Raw genomic sequence first — 18,052 nt, forward strand, 5'->3', positions numbered from 1 at the left:
AGATTGTAGCTACAACCGTTGCATATGCAACCTTTATGTCGGAGAAAGACCCTTGACGCAGAACACCACACTCGAAGCCTGGCTTGCCGAAGAGCGAGAGGTCCTCGCCCGCCTGGAGGCCGGCCCGGGTCCAGGGCTGGCGAGCCCCGAGCAAATCGAAGGCAAGACCGGACTGGAGGTGATGCAGGCCATGCTGCGCGGCGACATCCGCTATGCCGCGATCGCCAAGACGCTCGACTTCACGATCCTCTCGGTCAGCCCCGGCGTCGCGGTGTTCCAGGGCACGCCACTGCCGCAGCACCTGAATCCGCTGGGCACCATCCACGGCGGCTGGGTCGCCACCCTGCTCGACTCGTCGCTCGGCTGCTCGGTGCACACGATGATGCCGCCGGGCCGCGCCTACACCACGGCCGAGCTGAACGTGAACTTCGTCAAGGGCGTCACGCCCAAGGTGCCGCGCGTGCGCGCCGAAGGCAAGGTGATCCATTGCGGCCGCCAGCTGGCCACCGCCGAGGCGCGCCTCTTCGGACCGGACGGCACGCTGTACGCGCATGCGACCACCACCTGCCTGGTGTTCGAGGCGAAGCGCTGAAGACGCTCAGGCCGCCAGACGCAGGATCTCCAGCACCTCGCCCGGCCCGGAGATCTTGCGCGCGTTGCCGTGGATGAAGAGCTCGCGCATGCTGGTGCGCGCGATCATGTCGAACTGGCTTTCGTCGACGCCGACATCGCGCAGCGTCGCGGGCAGGCCCAGCGTCTTCACGAGTTCCGCGAAGGCCTCGGCGGCCGGCAGCCCGGGCCGCCCCAGCGCCTGGGCCAGCTGGCGCTGGCGCGCCGCGGTCGCAGGCTCCGACCAGCGCAGGATGGCCGGCATCATCACCGGCGTGCAGTAGTAGTGCGGCACGCCGCAGCTGCCGCCCAGCACGTGGCCGATGGCATGGCTCGGCCCCATCATCACGCCGCCCCCCGGGCCGCGGCTGGACAGGCCGTAGGAACAGAGCCAGCTCGCCACCTGGCATTCGGCGCGCGCCGCGAGGCTCGCCGGCTCGGCGCGCCATGCCGGCAGCGCACGCGCCATGCGCGCGATGCCGTCGAGCACCACCGCGTCGGTGAGCGGCGTGGGCGTGGTCGACAGCAGCGCCTCGATCGCGTGGTCGAGCGCACGCGTGGCCGAGCCCAGCCACAGCGACTCGGGGGTGTGCAGGGTCAAGGCCGGATCGAGCACGACGGTGCGCGGCATCATGAGCGGGTGGAAGAAAGTCTGTTTGAGCTTGCGGCGCTCGTCGGTCACCAGGCAGCCGCCATTGAACTCGCCGCCGTTGAGCGTGCTGGGCACCGCGATCATGCGCAGCGCGGGGCCGTCGAAGACCGGCCGCACGGGCTTGCCATCGTCGCCCAGCTTCACCTCGAAGCGGTCGAGCGCCTCCAGGTGCTCGTCGGTCATGCCGTGGCGCATGCACAGCAGCAGCATCTTGGAGGCGTCGATGACGGAGCCGCCGCCCACCGCCACCACCAGGTCGGCCTGCGCCGCCAGCGCCGCGGCCGTGGCGCGCGCGACGCCGCTGCGGGTGGTGTGCTGCGGGATGCCGTCGAAGGTGGCCGCGTGCCGCTCGCCCAGCGCCTGCTCGATCGCGCGAATGACGCCGGTCTGCGTGCGCAGCGTGCGGCTCGCGACGATGAAGACCCGCCGGCTGCCGAGGCGCGTGGCCTCGGCCGCGATCACCCCGGCGGCCGGCTGGCCGAAGACGACGCGCTCGATCGAAGCGAAGTTGTGGGCGCCGGTGGCGACGGTCTGCTCCATGGTCTGTCTCCTGCAAGAGCACTGCACTTGTTTTGCAATGCGGTTCATAATTCTGCAATTGTGGGATTCGGCGACAGGGCTTCATAGGTCCGAACGCGCCCTGCCGCCAAGTTTGATACCGCTGTGCAGAACGCAGGAGACCGTCATGAAGAACTCCCCCGCCTCCTTCGATCCGGATGTGCTGGACGAAGGCCGCGAAGACCGCCATTTCGTCACCGCCCTGGCGCGCGGCCTCGACGTGCTGCGCTGCTTCAGGTCCGGCGAGGAGCGGCTCGGCAACCAGGAGCTCGCGGAGCGCTGCAGGCTGCCCAAGTCCACCGTCACGCGACTGACCTACACGCTCACCCGGCTGGGCTACCTGCACCACGTCGAGGAGTCGGGCCGCTACCGGCTCGGCATGGCCACGCTGATGCTCGGCGGCACCACGCTGGCGCGGCTGGACGTCAAGGAGATGAGCCGGCCCCTGATGCAGCAGCTGGCGATCGACACCGGCACCCAGGTCTCGCTCGGCCTGCGCGACGAGATGTCGATGCTCTACATCGAGAACTGCCGCGGCCATTCGATCGTGACGCTGCGGCTGGACATCGGCGCGCGCATCCCCCTGGCCACCACCGCGATGGGCCGCGCCTATCTGGCGGCTGCGCCGGAGAACGTGCGGCTGGCGCTGGAGGAACGCATCCAGGCGCTCGACCCGATCGCCTGGCCCCGCATCGAGAAGGGCCTGCGACAGGCCTGCGCCGACCTGGCCGAGAGCGGCTACGTCGGCTCCTTCGGCGAGTGGCAGAAAGAGATCAACGGCATCGCCGTGCCTTTCCAGCCGGGCGGCGGGCTGCCGCTGATGGTGATCAATGCAGCGGGGCCGGCCCAGTCGATCTCGCGCGACACGCTGCTCGGCGAGGTGCGCCCCAAGCTGATCGCGATGGTGCGCGAGATCGAGCAGGGCCTGGGCGCGCGGCGCTAGCGCTGCCCTACTTCTCCCGCACGAAGCCGATCGCGTCGAGCATCTGCTTCTCGCGCTGCGTCGACTCGGCCGCGAACTGCTGGTAGCGCGCCGGGCTCATGTACGCCGGCTCCATGTAGTACTGCGCCAGCGCGTTGCGAAAGCCCGGCTGTTCCATCGCCTGCTTGAAGGCGTCGTGCAGCTTGGCCACCACCGCCTGCGGCGTGTTCTTCGGCACCGCCAGCCCCCAGGCCGCGGAAGGCGGCGGAATGTCGATGCCGACCTCCTTCAAGGTCGGCACGTCGGGGAAGCGGCTCATGCGCTTCTCGCCGAAGGTGACGAGGAGGCGCAGCTTGCCGCTCTCCACATACGGCCCCCAGCCCGAGGTCTCGGCCGCCGACATCACGTGCGCGCCCACCACCGCCTGCAACGACTCGGCCGTGCCCTTGTAGGGCACGTGGCTCAGTCGGATGTTCTTGATGCGCGCGATCTGCTCCATCGCGAGGTGCTGCGCGAGATACGCGCCGGGCGTGGCATAGGTCAGCTCGCCGGGATGCGCCTTGGCGTAGGCCACGTAGTCGTCCATGCTCTTGATCGGCGAGGTCGCCGGCACCACGATGCCGTAGACGAAGGAGGTCAGGCCGATCACGTAGCGCAGATCGGTGGCAGGGTTCCAGTTCATGGTGCCGGTGTAGGGCAGGCGGAACAGGTTGGCCGGGATCACGCCGACCGTGTAGCCGTCGGGTTGCGCGCCCTGCAGCAGTTGAGCCGGCATCAGGCCCGCCGCGCCCGGCTTGTTCTCGATCACGACGGGCTGGTTGAGGATCTTCGAGGCGTCCTCCGCCAGCGCGCGCATCGGCGAATCGGTGGAACCGCCCGGCGGGAAGCCGAGCATGATCTTGATGGGCCGGGCGGGAAAGCCCGAGGCGTCCTGCGCCCACGCAAGGCTCGCGGGCGCGCCGATCGCGAACAGCGCCGCGAGGGTCGCAGCGCCCAGGAATCGCCGTGTGGTTTTCATGCTTGTCTCCTTTTTGATGGAGGGCTCGCCGCTACCGACGGCTCAGCCCAGGGGTGTCCGGGTGCCCGCCTCGGCGGCGTGCTAGGCGGCGCTCTGCCGCACGATTTCTTCCTCGACCTCGCGCAGCCGGTCCTTGCCGAAGAAGATCTCGCTGCCGACGAAGAAAGTCGGCGAGCCGAAGGCGCCGCGCTCGAAGGCGGCCTGCGTGTTGGCCATGAGGCGGTTCTTTACCTCCGGGTCCTGGGTGCCGGCGTAGAGGCGCTGGCCGTCCAGCCCTGCTTCGTCCAGCGTGCGCACGATGACCTCCGGGTCCTCCATGTTGCGCGCCTCCTCCCACATGGCCACGTAGACCGCCTCGACATAGCGCTCGAAGCAGCCCTGCTTCTGCGCCGCCACCGCGCCGCGCATGATCTGCAGGGTGTTGACCGGCCAGAAGGGGTTGTGCCGGTAGCGATCGAGCCGGTGCTTCGCGACGAAGCGCTTGATCTCCAGCTGGTCGTAGGCGCGCTTGTTCGGAATGCCCGCGAAGGCCTCGGCCGGCGAGCGGTTGCCGCTGAGCTTGAAGATCCCGCCGAGCAGGACGGGGACGTACTCGAAGGCCACGCCGGTGCGTGCCTCGATCGCGGGAATCACGCGGTGGCACATGTAGGCGTTGGGGCTTCCGAAGTCGAACAGGAATTGAACCGGGACTGCCATGGCGCTGCTCCTTTCCTTTGCTCTCACCAGCTTTCCAGCCAGGGGCGCAGCTCGGTCTCGTGCGTCCAGGCGTTGCGCGGCTGCATGTGGATCTGCCAGTAGGCGTCGGCGATGCTCTCGGGCTGCAGAATGCCGTCCTGCTCCTTCAGCGCGTAGCGCTCGGGGAAAGTCGTGCGGATGAACTCGGTGTCGATGGCGCCGTCGATCACCGGATGCGCCACGTGGATGCCCTTGGGCCACAGCTCGCGCGCCATGCTCTGGGCCAGCGCGCGCAGCGCATGCTTGGCGCCCGAGAAGGCCGCATAGCCGTCGCGGCCGCGCAGGCTGGCGGTGGCGCCGGTGAAGATGATGGTGCCGCGGCCGCGCGGCAGCATCGCCTTGGCGACCTCGCGCCCCATCAGGAAGCCGCCGAAGCAGGCCATCTCCCACACCTTGTGATACACGCGGGCGGTGGTCTCGGTGATGCCGAAGCGCACGTTGGCACCGATGTTGAAGACCGCCACCTCGATCGGCGCGATCTCGCGCTCGACCTGCTCGACGAGGGCGATCATCTCCTCCTCCTTGCGCGCATCGCTGCCGAAGCCGTGCGCCTGGCCGCCCTCGGCCTTGATCTGATCGACCAGCGGCTGCAGCTTGTCGGCCTGGCGCCGCGTGACGCAGGCAATGTAGCCCTCGCGCGCGAAGCGGCGCGCGATGGCGCCGCCCGTGGCATCGCCGGCGCCGATGACGAGGATGGCTTTCTTGTCGCTCATGTTTCAGTCTCCTTGGGTAATCGTGGGAATGGTGCGCTCAGGCTTCCAGTTGCGCCAGTGCGCCTCGGTACTCGCGCGTCATGCGCCGCACCAGCTCTGCGGTGGGCAGCACTTCGTCGATGTTGCCCACGCCCTGCCCCGCGCCCCAGACGTCCTTCCAGGGCTTGACGCGCGTGGCGCCGAAGTTCATCGATGACTTGTCGGCCGTCGGCAGCTGGGCCGGGTCGAGGCCGGCAGCCGCGATGCTGCGCGTCAGGTAGTTGCCGTGCACGCCGGTGAAGAGCGGCGTGTAGGTGACCTCGGACGCGGCGCTGTCGACGATCATCTGCTTGTAGGCTTCCTGTGCATTGGCTTCGGGCGTGGCGATGAAGCGCGTGCCGACGTAGGCCAGGTCGGCCCCCATCGCCAGTGCCGCGGCCACATGCGCGCCCGAGGTGATCGAGCCCGACAGCGCGATCGGCCCGTCGAAGAAGCGCCGCACCTCGGCCACCAACGCGAAAGGGCTCATCGTGCCGGCATGGCCGCCGGCGCCCGCGCACACCAGGATCAGCCCGTCGACGCCGGCCGCCAGCGCCTTCTGCGCGTGCTTGACATTGGTGACGTCGTGGAAGACGAGGCCGCCGTAGGCATGCACCGGGGCCACATAGTCCGTGGGCGCCGACAGGCTGGTGATGATGATCGGCACGCGGTGCTTCACGCACAGGTCCATGTCGTGGTCGAGCCGGTCGTTGGACGGATGGATGATCTGGTTGACCGCGAAGGGCGCGATGCGGCGCGCGGGCTCGGCCTCGCGGGCCGCATCGAGGGTCGCGGTGATGTGCGCCAGCCATTCGTCCAGCAGTTCCTTCGGCCGCGCGTTGAGGGCGGGGAAGGAACCCACCACGCCGGCCAGGCACTGGGCCAGCACGAGCTCGGGGTTGGAGATGATGAACAGGGGCGAGCCGATCAGCGGCAGCGAGAGCTTGTCTTTCAAGAGTGCGGGCAATGCCATGGGGAGTCCTCGGTTCAGCTTGCAACACGGCCTTGCAGGGCCAGGGTCTTCAGTTCGCTCTTCAGGATCTTTCCGGTGGGTGCGGCCGGAAGCTGGGCCAGGAAGCGGATCTCGCTCGGCACCTTGTAGGGCGACAGCCGCTCGCGCAAATACTGGCGCATCGCCTCCTCGCCCGGCTGCGCGTCCGACACCAGCTCGACGAAGGCGACCACCTCCTCGTTGTGCTCCACCGTGCGGCCCACCACCGCCGACTGCACCACCGCGGGATGGCTGTTGAGCACCTGCTCGACCTCCACCGGGTAGACGTTGAAGCCCGAGCGGATGATCAGCTCCTTGCTGCGGCCCACGATGTGCAGCGCGCCGTCGGCATCGCGGCGCGCCATGTCGCCGGTGTTGAACCAGCCTTCGGCGTCGACCGCCTCGCGCGTCAGCGCCTCGTTGCGGTAGTAGCCCTTCATGAGGTTGGGCCCGCGCACCCACAGCTCGCCGATCTCGCCGGCGGCCCGCTCGGCGCCCGAGGCTGCATCCACGATGCGCGTCTGCACGCCGGGCAGCGCGAAGCCGACGGTGCAGTCCTGCCGCGCCGCCTCGATGCGTGTCTGCGCCACGGTGGGTGCGGTTTCGGTCAGGCCATAGCCGTTGTGCAGCGGCAGCCCGAGCGCGGCCTCGACGCCGGCCTTCAGGCTGGGCGTGAGCGGCGAGCCGACCACGCAAACGAAGCGCAGGGCCGGCGCCTCGAGCGGTTGCCCCTTCTCGCGGGCCCAGTCCAGCAGCTTGGCGAACATCGCCGGCACGCCGGTGAAGGCGGTCACGCCCTGCTGCGCCAGCGCCTGCGCCAGGGCAGCGGGCGAGAAGCGCGCCTCCAGCAGCAGCGCCGCGCCGCTGGCGATGCAGCCGAGGAACTGGGTCGACAGGCCCACCACATGGGCCATCGGCAGCACGCCGTAGATCAGGTCGCCCGGGCCCAGGCGGCGGATGTCGCGTGCGCTGGCGGCAGCGAACATCAGGTTGGCGTGGGTGAGCATCACGCCCTTGGGCGCGCCCGAGGTGCCGGAGGTGTAGATCATTGCCGCCACCTGGTCCTTCGCTTCGGGCGCGCAGGGCTCCGGCTGCACCTCGCCGGCCAGCGGGCCGACCCAGAGAGTGCCGATCCCGTCCCAGGATCGGGCGACGGCGCCATGTCGCTGCGCGTGCTTCTGCGCATCGGCGGACACATGACAGGTGTAGACGACGCGGCGGGCGCCGGCGTGCGCGATGAAGGTGTCGATCTCGCGCTCCGACAGCCGCGCATTGACCACGATCGACCAGGCATCCAGCCGGCTCAGGGCCAGCACCAGCACGCCGATGGCCGCGCAGTTCTCGCCCACCACCAGCACGCGGTCGCCGGCGCGCACCTGCAGCCCGGACAGTTGGCGGGCCGCCGATTCCGAAGCCTCCTTCAGTGCGAGGTAGCTCAGCGAGAGCTCGGCGTCCTGCAGCGCCAGCGAGTCGGGCTGGCTGTTCACCCAGCCCTCCAGCAGGTGATGAATGCGCGTGGGCGCGTCGTCGGGGCCGGGAGAAAGGCTCGTCATGTCTCCATCCTGTGGTGGGCCTGCAGTGGCGATTTGCGGAATCTTATTCCGCTGCGCAGTTTTTTGAGGTCGAACTGGCGGTTTGCTCCGAGGCCAGTACTGCATTGCGGAACTGCGAGCGGTGGTGCCTGCGCGGGACAGTCCAGCGTGATTCACGGCGCGGGCAGCGAGACGCCACCGACCGCCTAAGGAAATTCGCCCGCGGACCCGAAGCAACATTGATAATGATTCGTATCAGCGCCCATAAGGGGCGCCGATCACCGTCACCACATCCAGACTCCGGAGGAACACCCCATGAGCACCGTTTCGCGCGCCCGCCGCGTCCGCACCCTGGCCTGCATCGCCCTTGCCGGCACCGGCTGGCTCTCCACGCCGGCCTTCGCTGCAGGCGAAGTCACGCTCTACACCACGCGCGAGCCCGGCCTGATCCAGCCGCTGCTCACGGCCTTCAGCTCTCAAAGCGGCGTCAAGGTCAACACGGTGTTCGTCAAGGACGGCCTGCTCGAACGCGTCAAGGCCGAGGGCGCCCGCTCCCCGGCCGACGTGCTGATGACCGTGGACATCGGCAACCTGATCGACCTGGTCGAGGGCGGGGTCACGCAGCCGGTGAAATCGGCGGCGCTCGAATCCGCCGTGCCCGCGAATCTGCGCGGCGCCGACGGCCAGTGGTTCTCTCTGTCGATGCGTGCGCGCGTGCTCTATGCCGACAAGAGCCTGCCCATCACCTCCTTCCGCTACGAAGACCTCGCCAATCCCAAGTACAAGGGCAAGGTCTGCATCCGCTCGGGCCAGCACCCCTACAACACGGCGCTGGTCGCCTCGCTGATCGCGCACGAGGGCGAGGCCAAGGCCGAGCAATGGCTGCGCGGCGTCAAGGCCAACCTGGCGCGCAAGGCCACGGGCGGCGACCGCGACGTGGCGCGCGACATCCTGGGCGGCATCTGCGACATCGGCCTGGCCAACTCCTACTACGTGGGCCAGATGAAGAGCGCCAAGGAAGGCAGCGACGCGCGCAAGTGGGGCGAGGCCATCAAGGTGATCCGCCCGACCTTCGCCAGCTCGAAGAGCGGCGGCACGCACGTCAACGTCAGCGGCGCCGCCGTCGCGAAGAATGCGCCGCAGCGCGCCAATGCGGTCAAGCTGATGGAGTTCCTGGTGTCCGAACCGGCCCAGGCCTTCTACGCCGAGACCAACTTCGAGTACCCGGTGCGCAAGGGCGTGGCGCTCGACTCGATCACCGCGTCCAGCATCGGCGAGCTGAAGGTCGACCCGCTGCCCATCACGGAGATCGCCAAGTACCGCAAGCAGGCCAGCGCGCTGGTGGACAAGGTCGGCTTCGACCAGTGACGGCAACGCGCCGACGGGCCGCCCTGAGGCGCGTTGGCCCCCTCGGGGGGCAGCGAGGACACGGAATGCCGGGCATGGGGGGCATCGATATGAAGCCGGTCGGGCCGGTCTGGCGCGCTGCATCGGTCGCCATCGCCCTCGGCGTGCTCGCGCCGGTGCTCAGCCTGGCCTGGCTGGCCTTCGGCGCGGACCTCTCGCACTGGACGCACCTGGCGCGGCACGTGCTGCCCCAGGCTGCGCTCAACACCGCCCTGCTGCTGGCCGGCGTGGGCGTGCTGGTGCTGCTGATCGGCACCGGCTGCGCCTGGCTGGTCACGGTCTGCGATTTCCCCGGCCGGCGAGTGCTGCACTGGGCGCTGCTGCTGCCGCTGGCCATGCCGACCTACATCGTGGCCTTCGCCTACCTCGACCTGCTGCATCCCATCGGCCCGGTGCAGGGCGCGATCCGCTGGGCGCTGGGCTTCGACAGCCCGCGCCAATTCCGCCTGCCCGACCTGCGCTCGATGCCCGGCGCCGTCCTGGTGCTCGGCTTCGTGCTCTACCCCTACGTCTACATGACCGCGCGCGCCATGTTCATGACCCAGCCCGCCCACCTGATGGAGGCGGCCCGCACGCTCGGCGAAACGGCAGCCGGCGCCTTCTTTCGCGTGGCGCTGCCGCTGGCGCGGCCGGCGCTCGCCGTGGGCCTGAGCCTTGCGCTGCTGGAAACGCTCAACGACATCGGCGCCTCCGAGTTCCTCGGCATCCAGACGCTGACGGTGGCGGTCTACACCACCTGGATCACGCGCTCCGACCTGGCAGGCGCGGCGCAGATCGCCTGCGCCATGCTGGTCGTGGTGGTGGCGCTGGTGCTGCTCGAGCGCCATGGCCGGCGCCACCAGCGCTTCGGCTCGGCGCAGCGCATGCGCGCCATCGAGCCCCGCCGCCTGCACGGCGCAGCGGCCTGGCTCGCCTGCATCGCGGCCGCGCTGCCGGTCGTGATCGGTTTCGTCACGCCGGCCCTCTACCTGCTCTGGGAAAGCGCCAAGCGGCTGCGCCTGGGCGGCGGCATCTCCGACGGCCTGCTCGCCAGCCTGGGCAACACCCTCGCCCTGGCCGCCGGCGTGACGGTCACCACGGTGGCAGCCGGGCTGGTGGTGGCCTGGGCGGTGCGCAGCCAGGGCTCGACCATCAACCCCGCGCGCTGGCAGGCGCGCGCCGCCACGCTCGGCTATGCGCTGCCGGGCACGGTGCTGGCCATCGGCCTCTTGACGCCGGCGCTGGGCTTCGACGCCCTGCTGGGCAGATTGCTGCGCCTGGAAGGCCTGCCCTTGATGAGCGCCGGCATCGTGCTCGTGGTCGCCTGCGCGATCCGCTTTCTGGCCATGCCGGTGGGCGGCATCGAGGCCGGGCTGGCGCGCATTCCCTCGGCCCTCGAACAGGCTTCGCGTCTCCTCGGCGAAAGCGCAGCCGGCACGCTGCGCCGCGTGCACCTGCCGCTGCTGAGGCCGGCGATCGCGGCCGGCGCGCTGCTGGTCTTCGTCGATGCGATGAAGGAGCTGCCCGCCACCCTGCTGCTGCGGCCGGCGAACTTCGACACGCTGGCGACCTGGCTGTACGCCGAGGCCGCGCGCGGCACCTACGAGGAAGGCGCCATCGCCGCCCTGGCCATCGTGGCCGCGGGGCTGCTGCCGGTGATGCTGCTGGCGCGCAACGGGTTGGGCGTGCGGGCGGAGGGCTTGCCGGAATGAGCGCCACCCTGCAGCTGGACGACGTGCGCCTGGCCTACGAGGGCGCGCATGGCCTGCACACGGTCGTCGACGGCTTCTCGCTCTCGCTCGGCGCCGGCCGCATCGGTTGCCTGCTCGGCCCTTCGGGCTGCGGCAAGACCACCGTGCTGCGCGCGATCGCCGGCTTCGAGCCCGTGCGCGCGGGCAGCATCCGGCTCGGCGATCGGCTGCTGTCTTCCGCCGGCGTCCACCTGCCGCCCGAGGAGCGGCGTGTCGGCATGATGTTCCAGGAATACGCGCTGTTCCCGCACCTCACGGCGGCGCAGAACGTGGGCTTCGGCCTGCGGCGGCTGCCGCAGCCGGACCAGCGCGCACGCGTGGCAGAGATGCTTGCGCTGGTGGGCCTGGCCGAATCCGGCGGACGCTATCCGCACGAGCTCTCCGGCGGCCAGCAGCAGCGCATCGCGCTGGCCCGCGCGCTGGCGCCCTCGCCCGCGCTGCTGCTGCTCGACGAGCCTTTTTCCAACCTCGATGCCGCGACGCGCGAACGCCTGACCGTCGAGGTGCGCGAGATCCTCAAGGCCGCCGGCCAGACGGCCGTGCTCGTCACGCACAACGAGGCCGAGGCGCAGGCGATGGCCGATCACATCGGCCTGATGCACAACGGCCGGCTCACACGCTGGACGGCCTGAGCCGGCGCAGCGCGCGAACCCGCGGTGCCCCCGTCTCTTCCCCTCCCCCCCGGCGAAGAGGGGTCAGGGTGAGGGCACCGGGCGTGTCTATCGCGAGCGGCGCCCTACCACAGCCCGCGTTTCCAGCGATGGGCCTTTTTAGAAAAGGTCTTCGACCCCCGGAAGAATCGCGCTTCCAACCCCCACGGAAGCCAACGATGCCCCAACCGACACTCACCCTCGTCAGCCACCTGCTGTGCCCCTACGTTCAGCGCGCTGCCATCGCCTTGCGCGAGAAGAATGTTCCCTTCGAACGCGTCGTGATCGACCTGGCCGACAAGCCCGACTGGTTCGTGAAGATCTCGCCGCTCGGCAAGGTGCCGCTGCTGCGCGTGCCGCAGCCCGGGGGCGGCGAGAGCATCCTGTTCGAGAGCAACGTGATCTGCGAGTACATCGAGGACACGCAGCCCGGCCCGCGGCTCCATCCCGAAGACCCGCTGCAGCGCGCGGAGCACCGCGCCTGGATGGAGTTCGGCTCCGCGATCCTCGCCGACCTGTGGGGCTACGAGACCACGCGCGACGCCGAAGTCTTCGAGCAGAAGCGCCAGGCGCTGGCCGCCAAGTTCGAGCGCGTGGAGGCCGCGCTGGGCACGGGCCCCTTCTTCGCGGGCGAGCGCTTCAGCCTGGTCGACGCGGTGTTCGCGCCCGTGTTCCGCTACTTCGAGCTCTTCGACACCTTGCACGACTCGCACGTGTTCGACAACACGCCCAAGGTGCGCGCCTGGCAGCAGGCACTGCGAGATCGCCCCAGCGTGCGGGATGCGGTGGCACCCGAGTACCGGCAGCAGCTGCGCGCCTTTCTCGAGAAGCACGAGGCGCATCTGCTGACGCTCGCCGGTCGCAACTGACACGACAATCCGGAGCCACGACAACTCTCCACACCCCACGACATGCGACTCCTCCACACCATGCTGCGCGTCGGCGACCTGCAGCGCTCGATCGACTTCTACACCCGGGTGCTGGGCATGCAGCTGCTGCGCACCTCCGAGAACCCCGAGTACAAGTACAGCCTGGCCTTCGTCGGCTACGAGGGCAATCCGGCGCAGGCCGAGATCGAGCTGACCTACAACTGGGGCACCGACACCTACGAGATGGGCACGGCCTTCGGCCACATCGCGCTGGGCGTGCCCGACGCCTACGCCGCGTGCGAGAAGATCAGGGCCGCCGGCGGCAAGGTCACGCGCGAGCCCGGGCCGGTGAAGGGGGGCACCACGGTGATCGCCTTCGTGACGGACCCGGATGGCTACAAGATCGAGCTGATCCAGCGTGCCGGCGAGGCCGCCGGCGCAGGCCTGCGCTGAGCGGCGCGCCCGGCTTCAGCAGCCCAGCAAATCCGCCAGCGCACCGATGTCGCGCGCATGCAGCGTGTTGTCGGCGCGCGGCGAGACGTCCTTGGGGCGCTGCGGCCCGAACTCCATCGGCCGCTCGATGTAGCCGGTGCGCAAGCCGCAGGTGCGCGCTGCCGCCAGGTCGTCGTGGTGCGCCGCCGCCAGCATGACCTGGCTGGGCGGCACGTCGAACACCGCGGCCACGCCGAGGTAGGTGCGCGGGTCGGGCTTGTAGGCCTTGAAGACCTCGGCCGACAGCACGCAGTCCCAGGGCAGGCCGGCGTTCTTGGCCATCTCGGTGAGCAGGCCGATGTTGCCGTTCGACAGCGTGCAGACGATGTACTTGCGCTTGAGCCGCGCCAGGCCCTCGACCGCATCGGGCCAGGCCGGCAGCCGGTGCCAGGCCCTGTTGAGCTCGCGCTTGCGCGCCGGGTCGAGCTCGCTCATGCCAAAGTCGCGCAGCACACCTTCGAGGATGCCCATGTGCAGCTCGTCCAGCAGCGTGAAGCCGCCCTCGCCCGCTGCGAGACGTTCCATCACGCTCTTCATCGCCGGCTGGTAGCCGGCGCGCCAGGCCAGTGCAAAAGCGCTGCCGTCGACGCCCGGCAGCAGGCGCTCGGCCTCGGCGGCAATGCCGCTGTACCAGTCGACGACGGTGCCGAAGACGTCGAAGGCGATGACCTTGAGCTCGCCCGGATCGAAGTCGCCGTTCATCGCGCCAGCTGGCTGGCCTCGCGCGCCAGCGCCTCGATGCGGCCCCAGTCGCCGGCAGCAATCGCATCGGTGGGCACGATCCACGACCCACCCACGCAGGCCACGTTGGCGAGCGACAGGAACTCGTGCGCATTGGCCGCGGTGACGCCGCCCGTGGGGCAGAACTTCACCTCGCCGAAGGGCCCCTGCCAGGCCTTGAGCATGGCGATGCCGCCGGCCTGCACGGCGGGGAAGAACTTGAGCTCGGTGAAGCCGTCCTCCTGCGCCAACATGATCTCGCTGCCGGTCGCCACGCCGGGCAGCAAGGGCAGGCCGAGGTCGTGGCAGGCCTTGCCCACGGCACGCGTGTAGCCCGGGCTCACGCCGAACCTGGCGCCGGCCAGCGCCGAGGCCTGGGCGTCGGCCGCGCTGCGGATGGTGCCGGCGCCGGGCACGGCATCGGGCACTTCCTTGGCGATGATCTCGATGCATTCGAGGGCCTCGCGCGTGCGCAAGGTCACTTCGAGCATGCGGATGCCGCCGGCGACGAGCGCGCGCGCCAGCGGCACCGCGTCCTTGACGTCGTGCAGCACGATCACGGGGATCACGGGCGCATCGCGCATCACCTCGATGGCGGTGATGGTCTTCGTTTCTACAGCCATGTGCAGGCTCCTTCTTCGGCAGTCAAGGCATTGCGGCGCATGCCGGCAAACAGGTCGCGGCCCAGGCCGTGGCCGTTGTCGCTGCGCTGCGCGTCGGGCAGGGTCGCGGTTTCTCTTTCGGCCCACTCGTCGGCGGGCAGCAGCACCGCCAGCGTGCCGGCCACGGCATCGAGGCGGATCAGGTCGCCGTCGCGCACCTTGGCGAGCGGTCCACCCGCTGCCGCCTCGGGCGAGACGTGGATCGCGGCCGGCACCTTGCCCGAGGCCCCGCTCATGCGGCCATCGGTCACCAGCGCCACGCGGAAGCCCTTGCCCTGCAGCACCGACAGCGGCGGCGTGAGCTTGTGCAGCTCGGGCATGCCGTTGGCCTGCGGGCCCTGCCAGCGCACCACGCAGACCACGTCGCGCTCCAGCTCGCCGGCATTGAAGGCCTGCTGCAGGGCACCCTGCGAATCGAAGACACGGGCCGGCGCCTCGATCACGTGGCGATCGTCGGGCACCGAGGACACCTTGATCACGCTGCGGCCCAGGTTGCCCACCAGCAGCTTCAGCCCGCCCGTGGGGCTGAAGGGCGCGGAGGCGGGGCGTGCCACGGCCTCGTTCTTCGAGGGCGCAGCGGGGTGCCACTCGAGCACGCGTTCCTCGGACGGCGCGGCGGCCAGGCTCGGGATGTTCGCGTACTCGCGCAGGCCGCCGGCACGCACGGTGAGCACGTCGCCATGCATCAGGCCGGCGTCGAGCAGTTCGCCGATCACCAAGCCCGGGCCGCCCGCGGCCTGGAATTCGTTGACGTCGGCGCTGCCGTTGGGATAGACGCGCGTGAGCAGCGGCACCACCTCGGAGAGCTCGGAGAAGTCGTTCCAGTCGATCAGGATGCCCGCCGAGCGCGCGACCGCGACCCAGTGGATCAGGTGGTTGGTCGAGCCGCCGGTGGCGAGCAGCGCGGCCATGGCGTTGACGATGCAGCGTTCGTCGACCATCTCGCCGATGGGCGGAACAGCGTAGGGCTTGTCTGCGGCACGGCCCAGCACCGTGCGCACCGCTTCGCGCGTGAGCGCCTCCCGCGTGGCATCGCCGGGCTGGATGAACGCGGCGCCCGGCACGTGCAGGCCCATGGCTTCCATGAGCATCTGATTGCTGTTGGCGGTGCCGTAGAAGGTGCAGGTGCCCTGGGAATGGTAGGCCTGCATCTCCGCTTCCAGCAGGCCCTGGCGGCCGACCAGACCCTGCGCTGCCTGCTCGCGCACCTTGGCCTTGGCGCTGTTCGACAAGCCCGAAGGCATGGGACCGCCGGGCACGAACACCATGGGCAGGTGCCCGAAGTGCAGCGCGCCGATCAGCAGCCCCGGCACGATCTTGTCGCAGATGCCGAGCAGCAGCGCCGCGTCGAACATGTCGTGCGTCAGCGCCACGGCCGTGCCCATCGCGATCGCGTCGCGGCTGAACAGGCTGAGCTCCATGCCCGGCGTGCCCTGCGTCACGCCGTCGCACATCGCAGGCACGCCGCCCGCCACCTGCGCGGTGGCGCCGAGGCGGCGCGCCTCGTGCTTGATGATGTCCGGATAGCCCTGGTACGGCGCATGGGCCGAGAGCATGTCGTTGTAGGCGGTGACGATGCCGATGTTGGGCGCACGCTCGCTCACCACCTTGATCTTGTCGTTGGCCGGGATGCCGGCCACCGCATGCGCCACGTTGGCGCAGCCCATGCGGTCGGAGCCGCGGTCGCGCTGGCGGATCTCGGTGAGGCGTTGGAGGTAGGCGCTTCGCAGGTCACGGCTGCGCGCACGAATGCGTTCGGTGACCTCGTGGACGGTGGGGTGTGGGGTCATGGGTATGTCGCTCTGCCGGAGGCCGCAGCGGACGCGCGGCCCGAAGGGCGATGGTAACAAGCTCGAATGAAAAGCCCGGACACGCCGGGCCGATATCTGCGTGGCGCTGTCGTCTTCAGTCGACCAGCTTGACTTCGACGCGCCGCGCCTGCGCATCGGTGCCCGAACCGGTGGTCACGGCCGGCTTCCGCACGTCGATCTTCGCGGCCGGCACGCCCAGGCCGATGAGCACGCCCCGCACCATCTCCGCGCGCTTCTTCGCCAGCTGCTCGTTGAGGGCCGGGTCGCCGGTGGTGTCGTGGAAGCCCGAGACCACCGCCTTGCGGCCGCCCTCCACGCCCTTGATGACCACGGCCAGTGCCTCGGCCGCGTGCGGCGCCAGATCGGCGCTGCCGGTGGCGAAATAGAAGTTCACCGTGTCGCCTTGCACGCGAACGCTCGCGCCGTCGGGGATCACCACCGCCACGGTTTCGGTGACCACCGCCACGACCGTCGCCGGCGCGGCGGCCGTGGCCGTCGCCGTGCGTGCCCTGTGGTTCTGGCTGTAGAGCGCGATGCCGATCACGAACAGGATCACCAGGGCGATCAACCCGAGGACGAACGCAAGAATGAAGTTCTGCTGGCTGTCGTCGTCGGCAGTAGCTGACATCGGTCGATCTCCGTAGCCGAGGGGCCGGTAAATAATGGTGCGGTGAACCATGACCGCGAAATTCTAGGCTGCTCGGCTGCGTCGCAGCCCCAAGGCAACCCCGGCCCACCCGGGCTGGACCCCATGCCGAAGCCGCTGCGCGACCCCAAGCCGATGCTCGATCGCGTGATCGAGGAATGGGGCGGCCACCAGGATCTCTGGGTGTTCGGCTACGGCTCTCTGATCTGGCGCCCCGAGTTCGGCTTCATCGAGCAGCACCCGGCGCGGGTCCATGGCTGGCACCGGGCGCTCAAGATGTGGAGCCGCGTCAACCGCGGCACGGTCGAGAACCCCGGCTTGGTGTTCGGCCTGCTCTCGGGCGGCAGCTGCCGCGGGATGGTGTTTCGCGTGCCGGCGGCGGACGGCCTGGAGACGCTGGGGCGCCTGTGGCTGCGCGAGATGCCCACCGGCGTCTACGACCCCAAGTGGCTCGACTGCACCACCCCGCACGGCTCGGTGCGCGCCCTGGCCTTCACGCTCTCGCGGCGCAGTCCGAACTTCACCGGCAACCTCGACGACGAGCGCTATCGCCATATCTTCGCCAGCGCGGTCGGCCGCTACGGCAGCTCGCTGGACTATGCGCAGCAGACGCTGCTCGAATTGCGGCGCCATTCGATCCATGACGCGGCGCTCGCGCGCCTGATCAAGCTGGCGGAAGCCAGGCTGTCGGAGTCGCCCGATTGCGGCGGCGCAGCGGCTCCGGTATACCCTGCCGCACCTGCACCCGATTCAACAACCAAGGAGTAGCCATGTCCCGTCGCCTCATCGTTCCCGCCTTCGCCATTGCGGCAGCCATCAGCCTGCTGGCGGGCTGCGGCACCCTGGGAGGCAAGGCGAGCGCCACCGCCAATCTGGCGCCCACCGGGGCGATCTCGCCGAACCCGACCATGGGCCGGGTGACCTTCACCGCGCTCGACCACGGCGTGCGCGTGGCCGGCGAGGTGCGCGGCTTCGCGCCGGGCACGGAACACGGCTTCCACATTCATGAAAAGGGCGACTGCGGCGACAACGGCAATGCGTCCGGCGGCCACTTCAATCCCGCCGGCGGCACCCATGGCAAGTTCGGCGCGCCCGGCAGCCACGCCGGCGAGCTGCCCAGCCTGGTGGCCGATGCGAGCGGCACGGCGCGCTTCAGCGTCGACGTGCACTCGATCTCGCTGACCGACGGCGCCGCCAACAACGTGGTCGGCCGCGCCCTCGTCGTGCACCGCGACCGCGACGATTTCACCTCGCAGCCGGCCGGCAATTCGGGGCCGCGCATCGCGTGTGCGCTGATCACGCGCAGTTGATTTTTTT

19 protein-coding genes are annotated in these 18,052 nt (G+C 69.8%); 9 read left to right on the plus strand and 10 right to left on the minus strand.

The features are described 5' to 3' along the window. Nucleotides 1–52: 52 nt before the first annotated feature. Nucleotides 53–592, plus strand: coding sequence for a PaaI family thioesterase (locus tag AC3A6Y_RS13965; protein ID WP_487868815.1), 540 nt, complete (start codon nt 53–55; stop codon nt 590–592). Between the two features lie 6 nt (nt 593–598). On the opposite strand, the gene AC3A6Y_RS13970 is transcribed toward AC3A6Y_RS13965, so the two are convergent. Beyond that, nucleotides 599–1,801, minus strand: coding sequence for an iron-containing alcohol dehydrogenase (locus tag AC3A6Y_RS13970; RefSeq protein ID WP_487868816.1), 1,203 nt, complete (start codon nt 1,799–1,801; stop codon nt 599–601). A 145-nt stretch (nt 1,802–1,946) separates the two neighbouring features. Between AC3A6Y_RS13970 and AC3A6Y_RS13975 the strand changes: the two genes are divergently transcribed. Then, a complete protein-coding gene (locus tag AC3A6Y_RS13975; RefSeq protein WP_487868817.1) occupies nt 1,947–2,762 on the plus strand; it encodes an IclR family transcriptional regulator in 816 nt (271 codons plus the stop codon). 7 nt (nt 2,763–2,769) lie between these two features. Here AC3A6Y_RS13975 and AC3A6Y_RS13980 read toward each other — a convergent pair whose 3' ends face one another. The 5 genes from AC3A6Y_RS13980 to AC3A6Y_RS14000 all read right to left on the minus strand — a co-directional run bounded on the left by AC3A6Y_RS13980 (nt 2,770) and on the right by AC3A6Y_RS14000 (nt 7,769). Beyond that, nucleotides 2,770–3,759, minus strand: coding sequence for a Bug family tripartite tricarboxylate transporter substrate binding protein (locus tag AC3A6Y_RS13980; protein WP_487868818.1), 990 nt, complete (start codon nt 3,757–3,759; stop codon nt 2,770–2,772). Nucleotides 3,760–3,840: 81 nt separating this feature from the next. Then, on the minus strand, nt 3,841–4,455 hold the full coding sequence (locus AC3A6Y_RS13985) for a DsbA family protein (protein ID WP_487868819.1): 615 nt from the start codon (nt 4,453–4,455) through the stop codon (nt 3,841–3,843). A 23-nt stretch (nt 4,456–4,478) separates the two neighbouring features. Beyond that, nucleotides 4,479–5,207 (minus strand): SDR family oxidoreductase, encoded by a 729-nt coding sequence (locus AC3A6Y_RS13990; protein ID WP_487868820.1) that lies wholly within the window; start codon nt 5,205–5,207, stop codon nt 4,479–4,481. A 37-nt stretch (nt 5,208–5,244) separates the two neighbouring features. Further along, nucleotides 5,245–6,198, minus strand: a complete 954-nt coding sequence (locus tag AC3A6Y_RS13995) for an NAD(P)H-dependent flavin oxidoreductase (RefSeq protein WP_487868821.1) — start codon at nt 6,196–6,198, stop codon at nt 5,245–5,247. Nucleotides 6,199–6,212: 14 nt separating this feature from the next. Then, a complete protein-coding gene (locus AC3A6Y_RS14000) occupies nt 6,213–7,769 on the minus strand; it encodes a class I adenylate-forming enzyme family protein (protein WP_487868822.1) in 1,557 nt (518 codons plus the stop codon). 294 nt (nt 7,770–8,063) lie between these two features. Here AC3A6Y_RS14000 and AC3A6Y_RS14005 point away from each other — a divergent pair, with 294 nt between their 5' ends. From AC3A6Y_RS14005 to gloA, 5 genes are all read left to right on the plus strand, one after another. Continuing rightward, a complete protein-coding gene (locus AC3A6Y_RS14005; protein ID WP_487868823.1) occupies nt 8,064–9,116 on the plus strand; it encodes a Fe(3+) ABC transporter substrate-binding protein in 1,053 nt (350 codons plus the stop codon). A gap of 74 nt (nt 9,117–9,190) precedes the next feature. Further along, nucleotides 9,191–10,846, plus strand: a complete 1,656-nt coding sequence (locus AC3A6Y_RS14010; protein ID WP_487868824.1) for an ABC transporter permease — start codon at nt 9,191–9,193, stop codon at nt 10,844–10,846. Then, the gene (locus tag AC3A6Y_RS14015; RefSeq protein WP_487868825.1) at nt 10,843–11,517 is read left to right on the plus strand and encodes an ABC transporter ATP-binding protein; all 675 of its coding nucleotides are present in this window, start codon (nt 10,843–10,845) and stop codon (nt 11,515–11,517) included. Before AC3A6Y_RS14010 ends, AC3A6Y_RS14015 begins: the two co-directional genes overlap by 4 nt. A gap of 197 nt (nt 11,518–11,714) precedes the next feature. Then, complete coding sequence (locus tag AC3A6Y_RS14020) at nt 11,715–12,404, plus strand: glutathione S-transferase family protein (RefSeq protein WP_487868826.1); 690 nt, start codon at nt 11,715–11,717, stop codon at nt 12,402–12,404. 42 nt (nt 12,405–12,446) lie between these two features. Next, complete coding sequence (gene gloA / locus AC3A6Y_RS14025) at nt 12,447–12,857, plus strand: lactoylglutathione lyase (protein ID WP_487868827.1); 411 nt, start codon at nt 12,447–12,449, stop codon at nt 12,855–12,857. Between the two features lie 15 nt (nt 12,858–12,872). Here gloA and AC3A6Y_RS14030 read toward each other — a convergent pair whose 3' ends face one another. The 4 genes from AC3A6Y_RS14030 to AC3A6Y_RS14045 all read right to left on the minus strand — a co-directional run bounded on the left by AC3A6Y_RS14030 (nt 12,873) and on the right by AC3A6Y_RS14045 (nt 16,717). After that, entirely contained in the window at nt 12,873–13,598 is a 726-nt protein-coding gene (locus AC3A6Y_RS14030; protein ID WP_487868828.1) for a haloacid dehalogenase type II, read from the minus strand. Continuing rightward, nucleotides 13,595–14,239 carry a bifunctional 4-hydroxy-2-oxoglutarate aldolase/2-dehydro-3-deoxy-phosphogluconate aldolase gene (eda, locus tag AC3A6Y_RS14035; protein ID WP_487868829.1) on the minus strand — a complete coding sequence of 215 codons (645 nt, stop codon included), beginning with the start codon at nt 14,237–14,239 and terminating at the stop codon, nt 13,595–13,597. The genes AC3A6Y_RS14030 and eda overlap by 4 nt, the downstream gene beginning before the upstream one ends. Next, entirely contained in the window at nt 14,230–16,068 is a 1,839-nt protein-coding gene (edd, locus tag AC3A6Y_RS14040; RefSeq protein ID WP_487868830.1) for a phosphogluconate dehydratase, read from the minus strand. The genes eda and edd overlap by 10 nt, the downstream gene beginning before the upstream one ends. A gap of 115 nt (nt 16,069–16,183) precedes the next feature. Continuing rightward, a complete protein-coding gene (locus tag AC3A6Y_RS14045; RefSeq protein ID WP_487868831.1) occupies nt 16,184–16,717 on the minus strand; it encodes an OmpA family protein in 534 nt (177 codons plus the stop codon). A gap of 123 nt (nt 16,718–16,840) precedes the next feature. On the opposite strand from AC3A6Y_RS14045, the gene AC3A6Y_RS14050 reads away from it, so the two are divergent. Both AC3A6Y_RS14050 and AC3A6Y_RS14055 read left to right on the plus strand, forming a co-directional pair. Next, nucleotides 16,841–17,503, plus strand: a complete 663-nt coding sequence (locus AC3A6Y_RS14050; RefSeq protein WP_487868832.1) for a gamma-glutamylcyclotransferase — start codon at nt 16,841–16,843, stop codon at nt 17,501–17,503. A 2-nt stretch (nt 17,504–17,505) separates the two neighbouring features. Further along, nucleotides 17,506–18,045 (plus strand): superoxide dismutase family protein, encoded by a 540-nt coding sequence (locus AC3A6Y_RS14055; RefSeq protein ID WP_487868833.1) that lies wholly within the window; start codon nt 17,506–17,508, stop codon nt 18,043–18,045. The last annotated feature ends 7 nt before the right edge of the window (nt 18,046–18,052 follow it).

It is taken from the genome of Variovorax sp. Soil_C_17, assembly GCF_057657265.1.

Bases quoted from the DNA above. Each gene is read 5' to 3' on its own strand.
- AC3A6Y_RS13970 (WP_487868816.1), bottom strand. From the start codon at position 1,801: ATGGAGCAGACCGTCGCCACCGGCGCCCACAACTTCGCTTCGATCGAG.
- AC3A6Y_RS13975 (WP_487868817.1), top strand. From the start codon at position 1,947: ATGAAGAACTCCCCCGCCTCCTTCGATCCGGATGTGCTGGACGAAGGC.
- AC3A6Y_RS13980 (WP_487868818.1), bottom strand. From the start codon at position 3,759: ATGAAAACCACACGGCGATTCCTGGGCGCTGCGACCCTCGCGGCGCTG.
- AC3A6Y_RS13985 (WP_487868819.1), bottom strand. From the start codon at position 4,455: ATGGCAGTCCCGGTTCAATTCCTGTTCGACTTCGGAAGCCCCAACGCC.
- AC3A6Y_RS13990 (WP_487868820.1), bottom strand. From the start codon at position 5,207: ATGAGCGACAAGAAAGCCATCCTCGTCATCGGCGCCGGCGATGCCACG.
- AC3A6Y_RS13995 (WP_487868821.1), bottom strand. From the start codon at position 6,198: ATGGCATTGCCCGCACTCTTGAAAGACAAGCTCTCGCTGCCGCTGATC.
- AC3A6Y_RS14000 (WP_487868822.1), bottom strand. From the start codon at position 7,769: ATGACGAGCCTTTCTCCCGGCCCCGACGACGCGCCCACGCGCATTCAT.
- AC3A6Y_RS14005 (WP_487868823.1), top strand. From the start codon at position 8,064: ATGAGCACCGTTTCGCGCGCCCGCCGCGTCCGCACCCTGGCCTGCATC.
- AC3A6Y_RS14010 (WP_487868824.1), top strand. From the start codon at position 9,191: ATGGGGGGCATCGATATGAAGCCGGTCGGGCCGGTCTGGCGCGCTGCA.
- AC3A6Y_RS14015 (WP_487868825.1), top strand. From the start codon at position 10,843: ATGAGCGCCACCCTGCAGCTGGACGACGTGCGCCTGGCCTACGAGGGC.
- AC3A6Y_RS14020 (WP_487868826.1), top strand. From the start codon at position 11,715: ATGCCCCAACCGACACTCACCCTCGTCAGCCACCTGCTGTGCCCCTAC.
- gloA (WP_487868827.1), top strand. From the start codon at position 12,447: ATGCGACTCCTCCACACCATGCTGCGCGTCGGCGACCTGCAGCGCTCG.
- AC3A6Y_RS14030 (WP_487868828.1), bottom strand. From the start codon at position 13,598: ATGAACGGCGACTTCGATCCGGGCGAGCTCAAGGTCATCGCCTTCGAC.
- eda (WP_487868829.1), bottom strand. From the start codon at position 14,239: ATGGCTGTAGAAACGAAGACCATCACCGCCATCGAGGTGATGCGCGAT.
- edd (WP_487868830.1), bottom strand. From the start codon at position 16,068: ATGACCCCACACCCCACCGTCCACGAGGTCACCGAACGCATTCGTGCG.
- AC3A6Y_RS14045 (WP_487868831.1), bottom strand. From the start codon at position 16,717: ATGTCAGCTACTGCCGACGACGACAGCCAGCAGAACTTCATTCTTGCG.
- AC3A6Y_RS14050 (WP_487868832.1), top strand. From the start codon at position 16,841: ATGCCGAAGCCGCTGCGCGACCCCAAGCCGATGCTCGATCGCGTGATC.
- AC3A6Y_RS14055 (WP_487868833.1), top strand. From the start codon at position 17,506: ATGTCCCGTCGCCTCATCGTTCCCGCCTTCGCCATTGCGGCAGCCATC.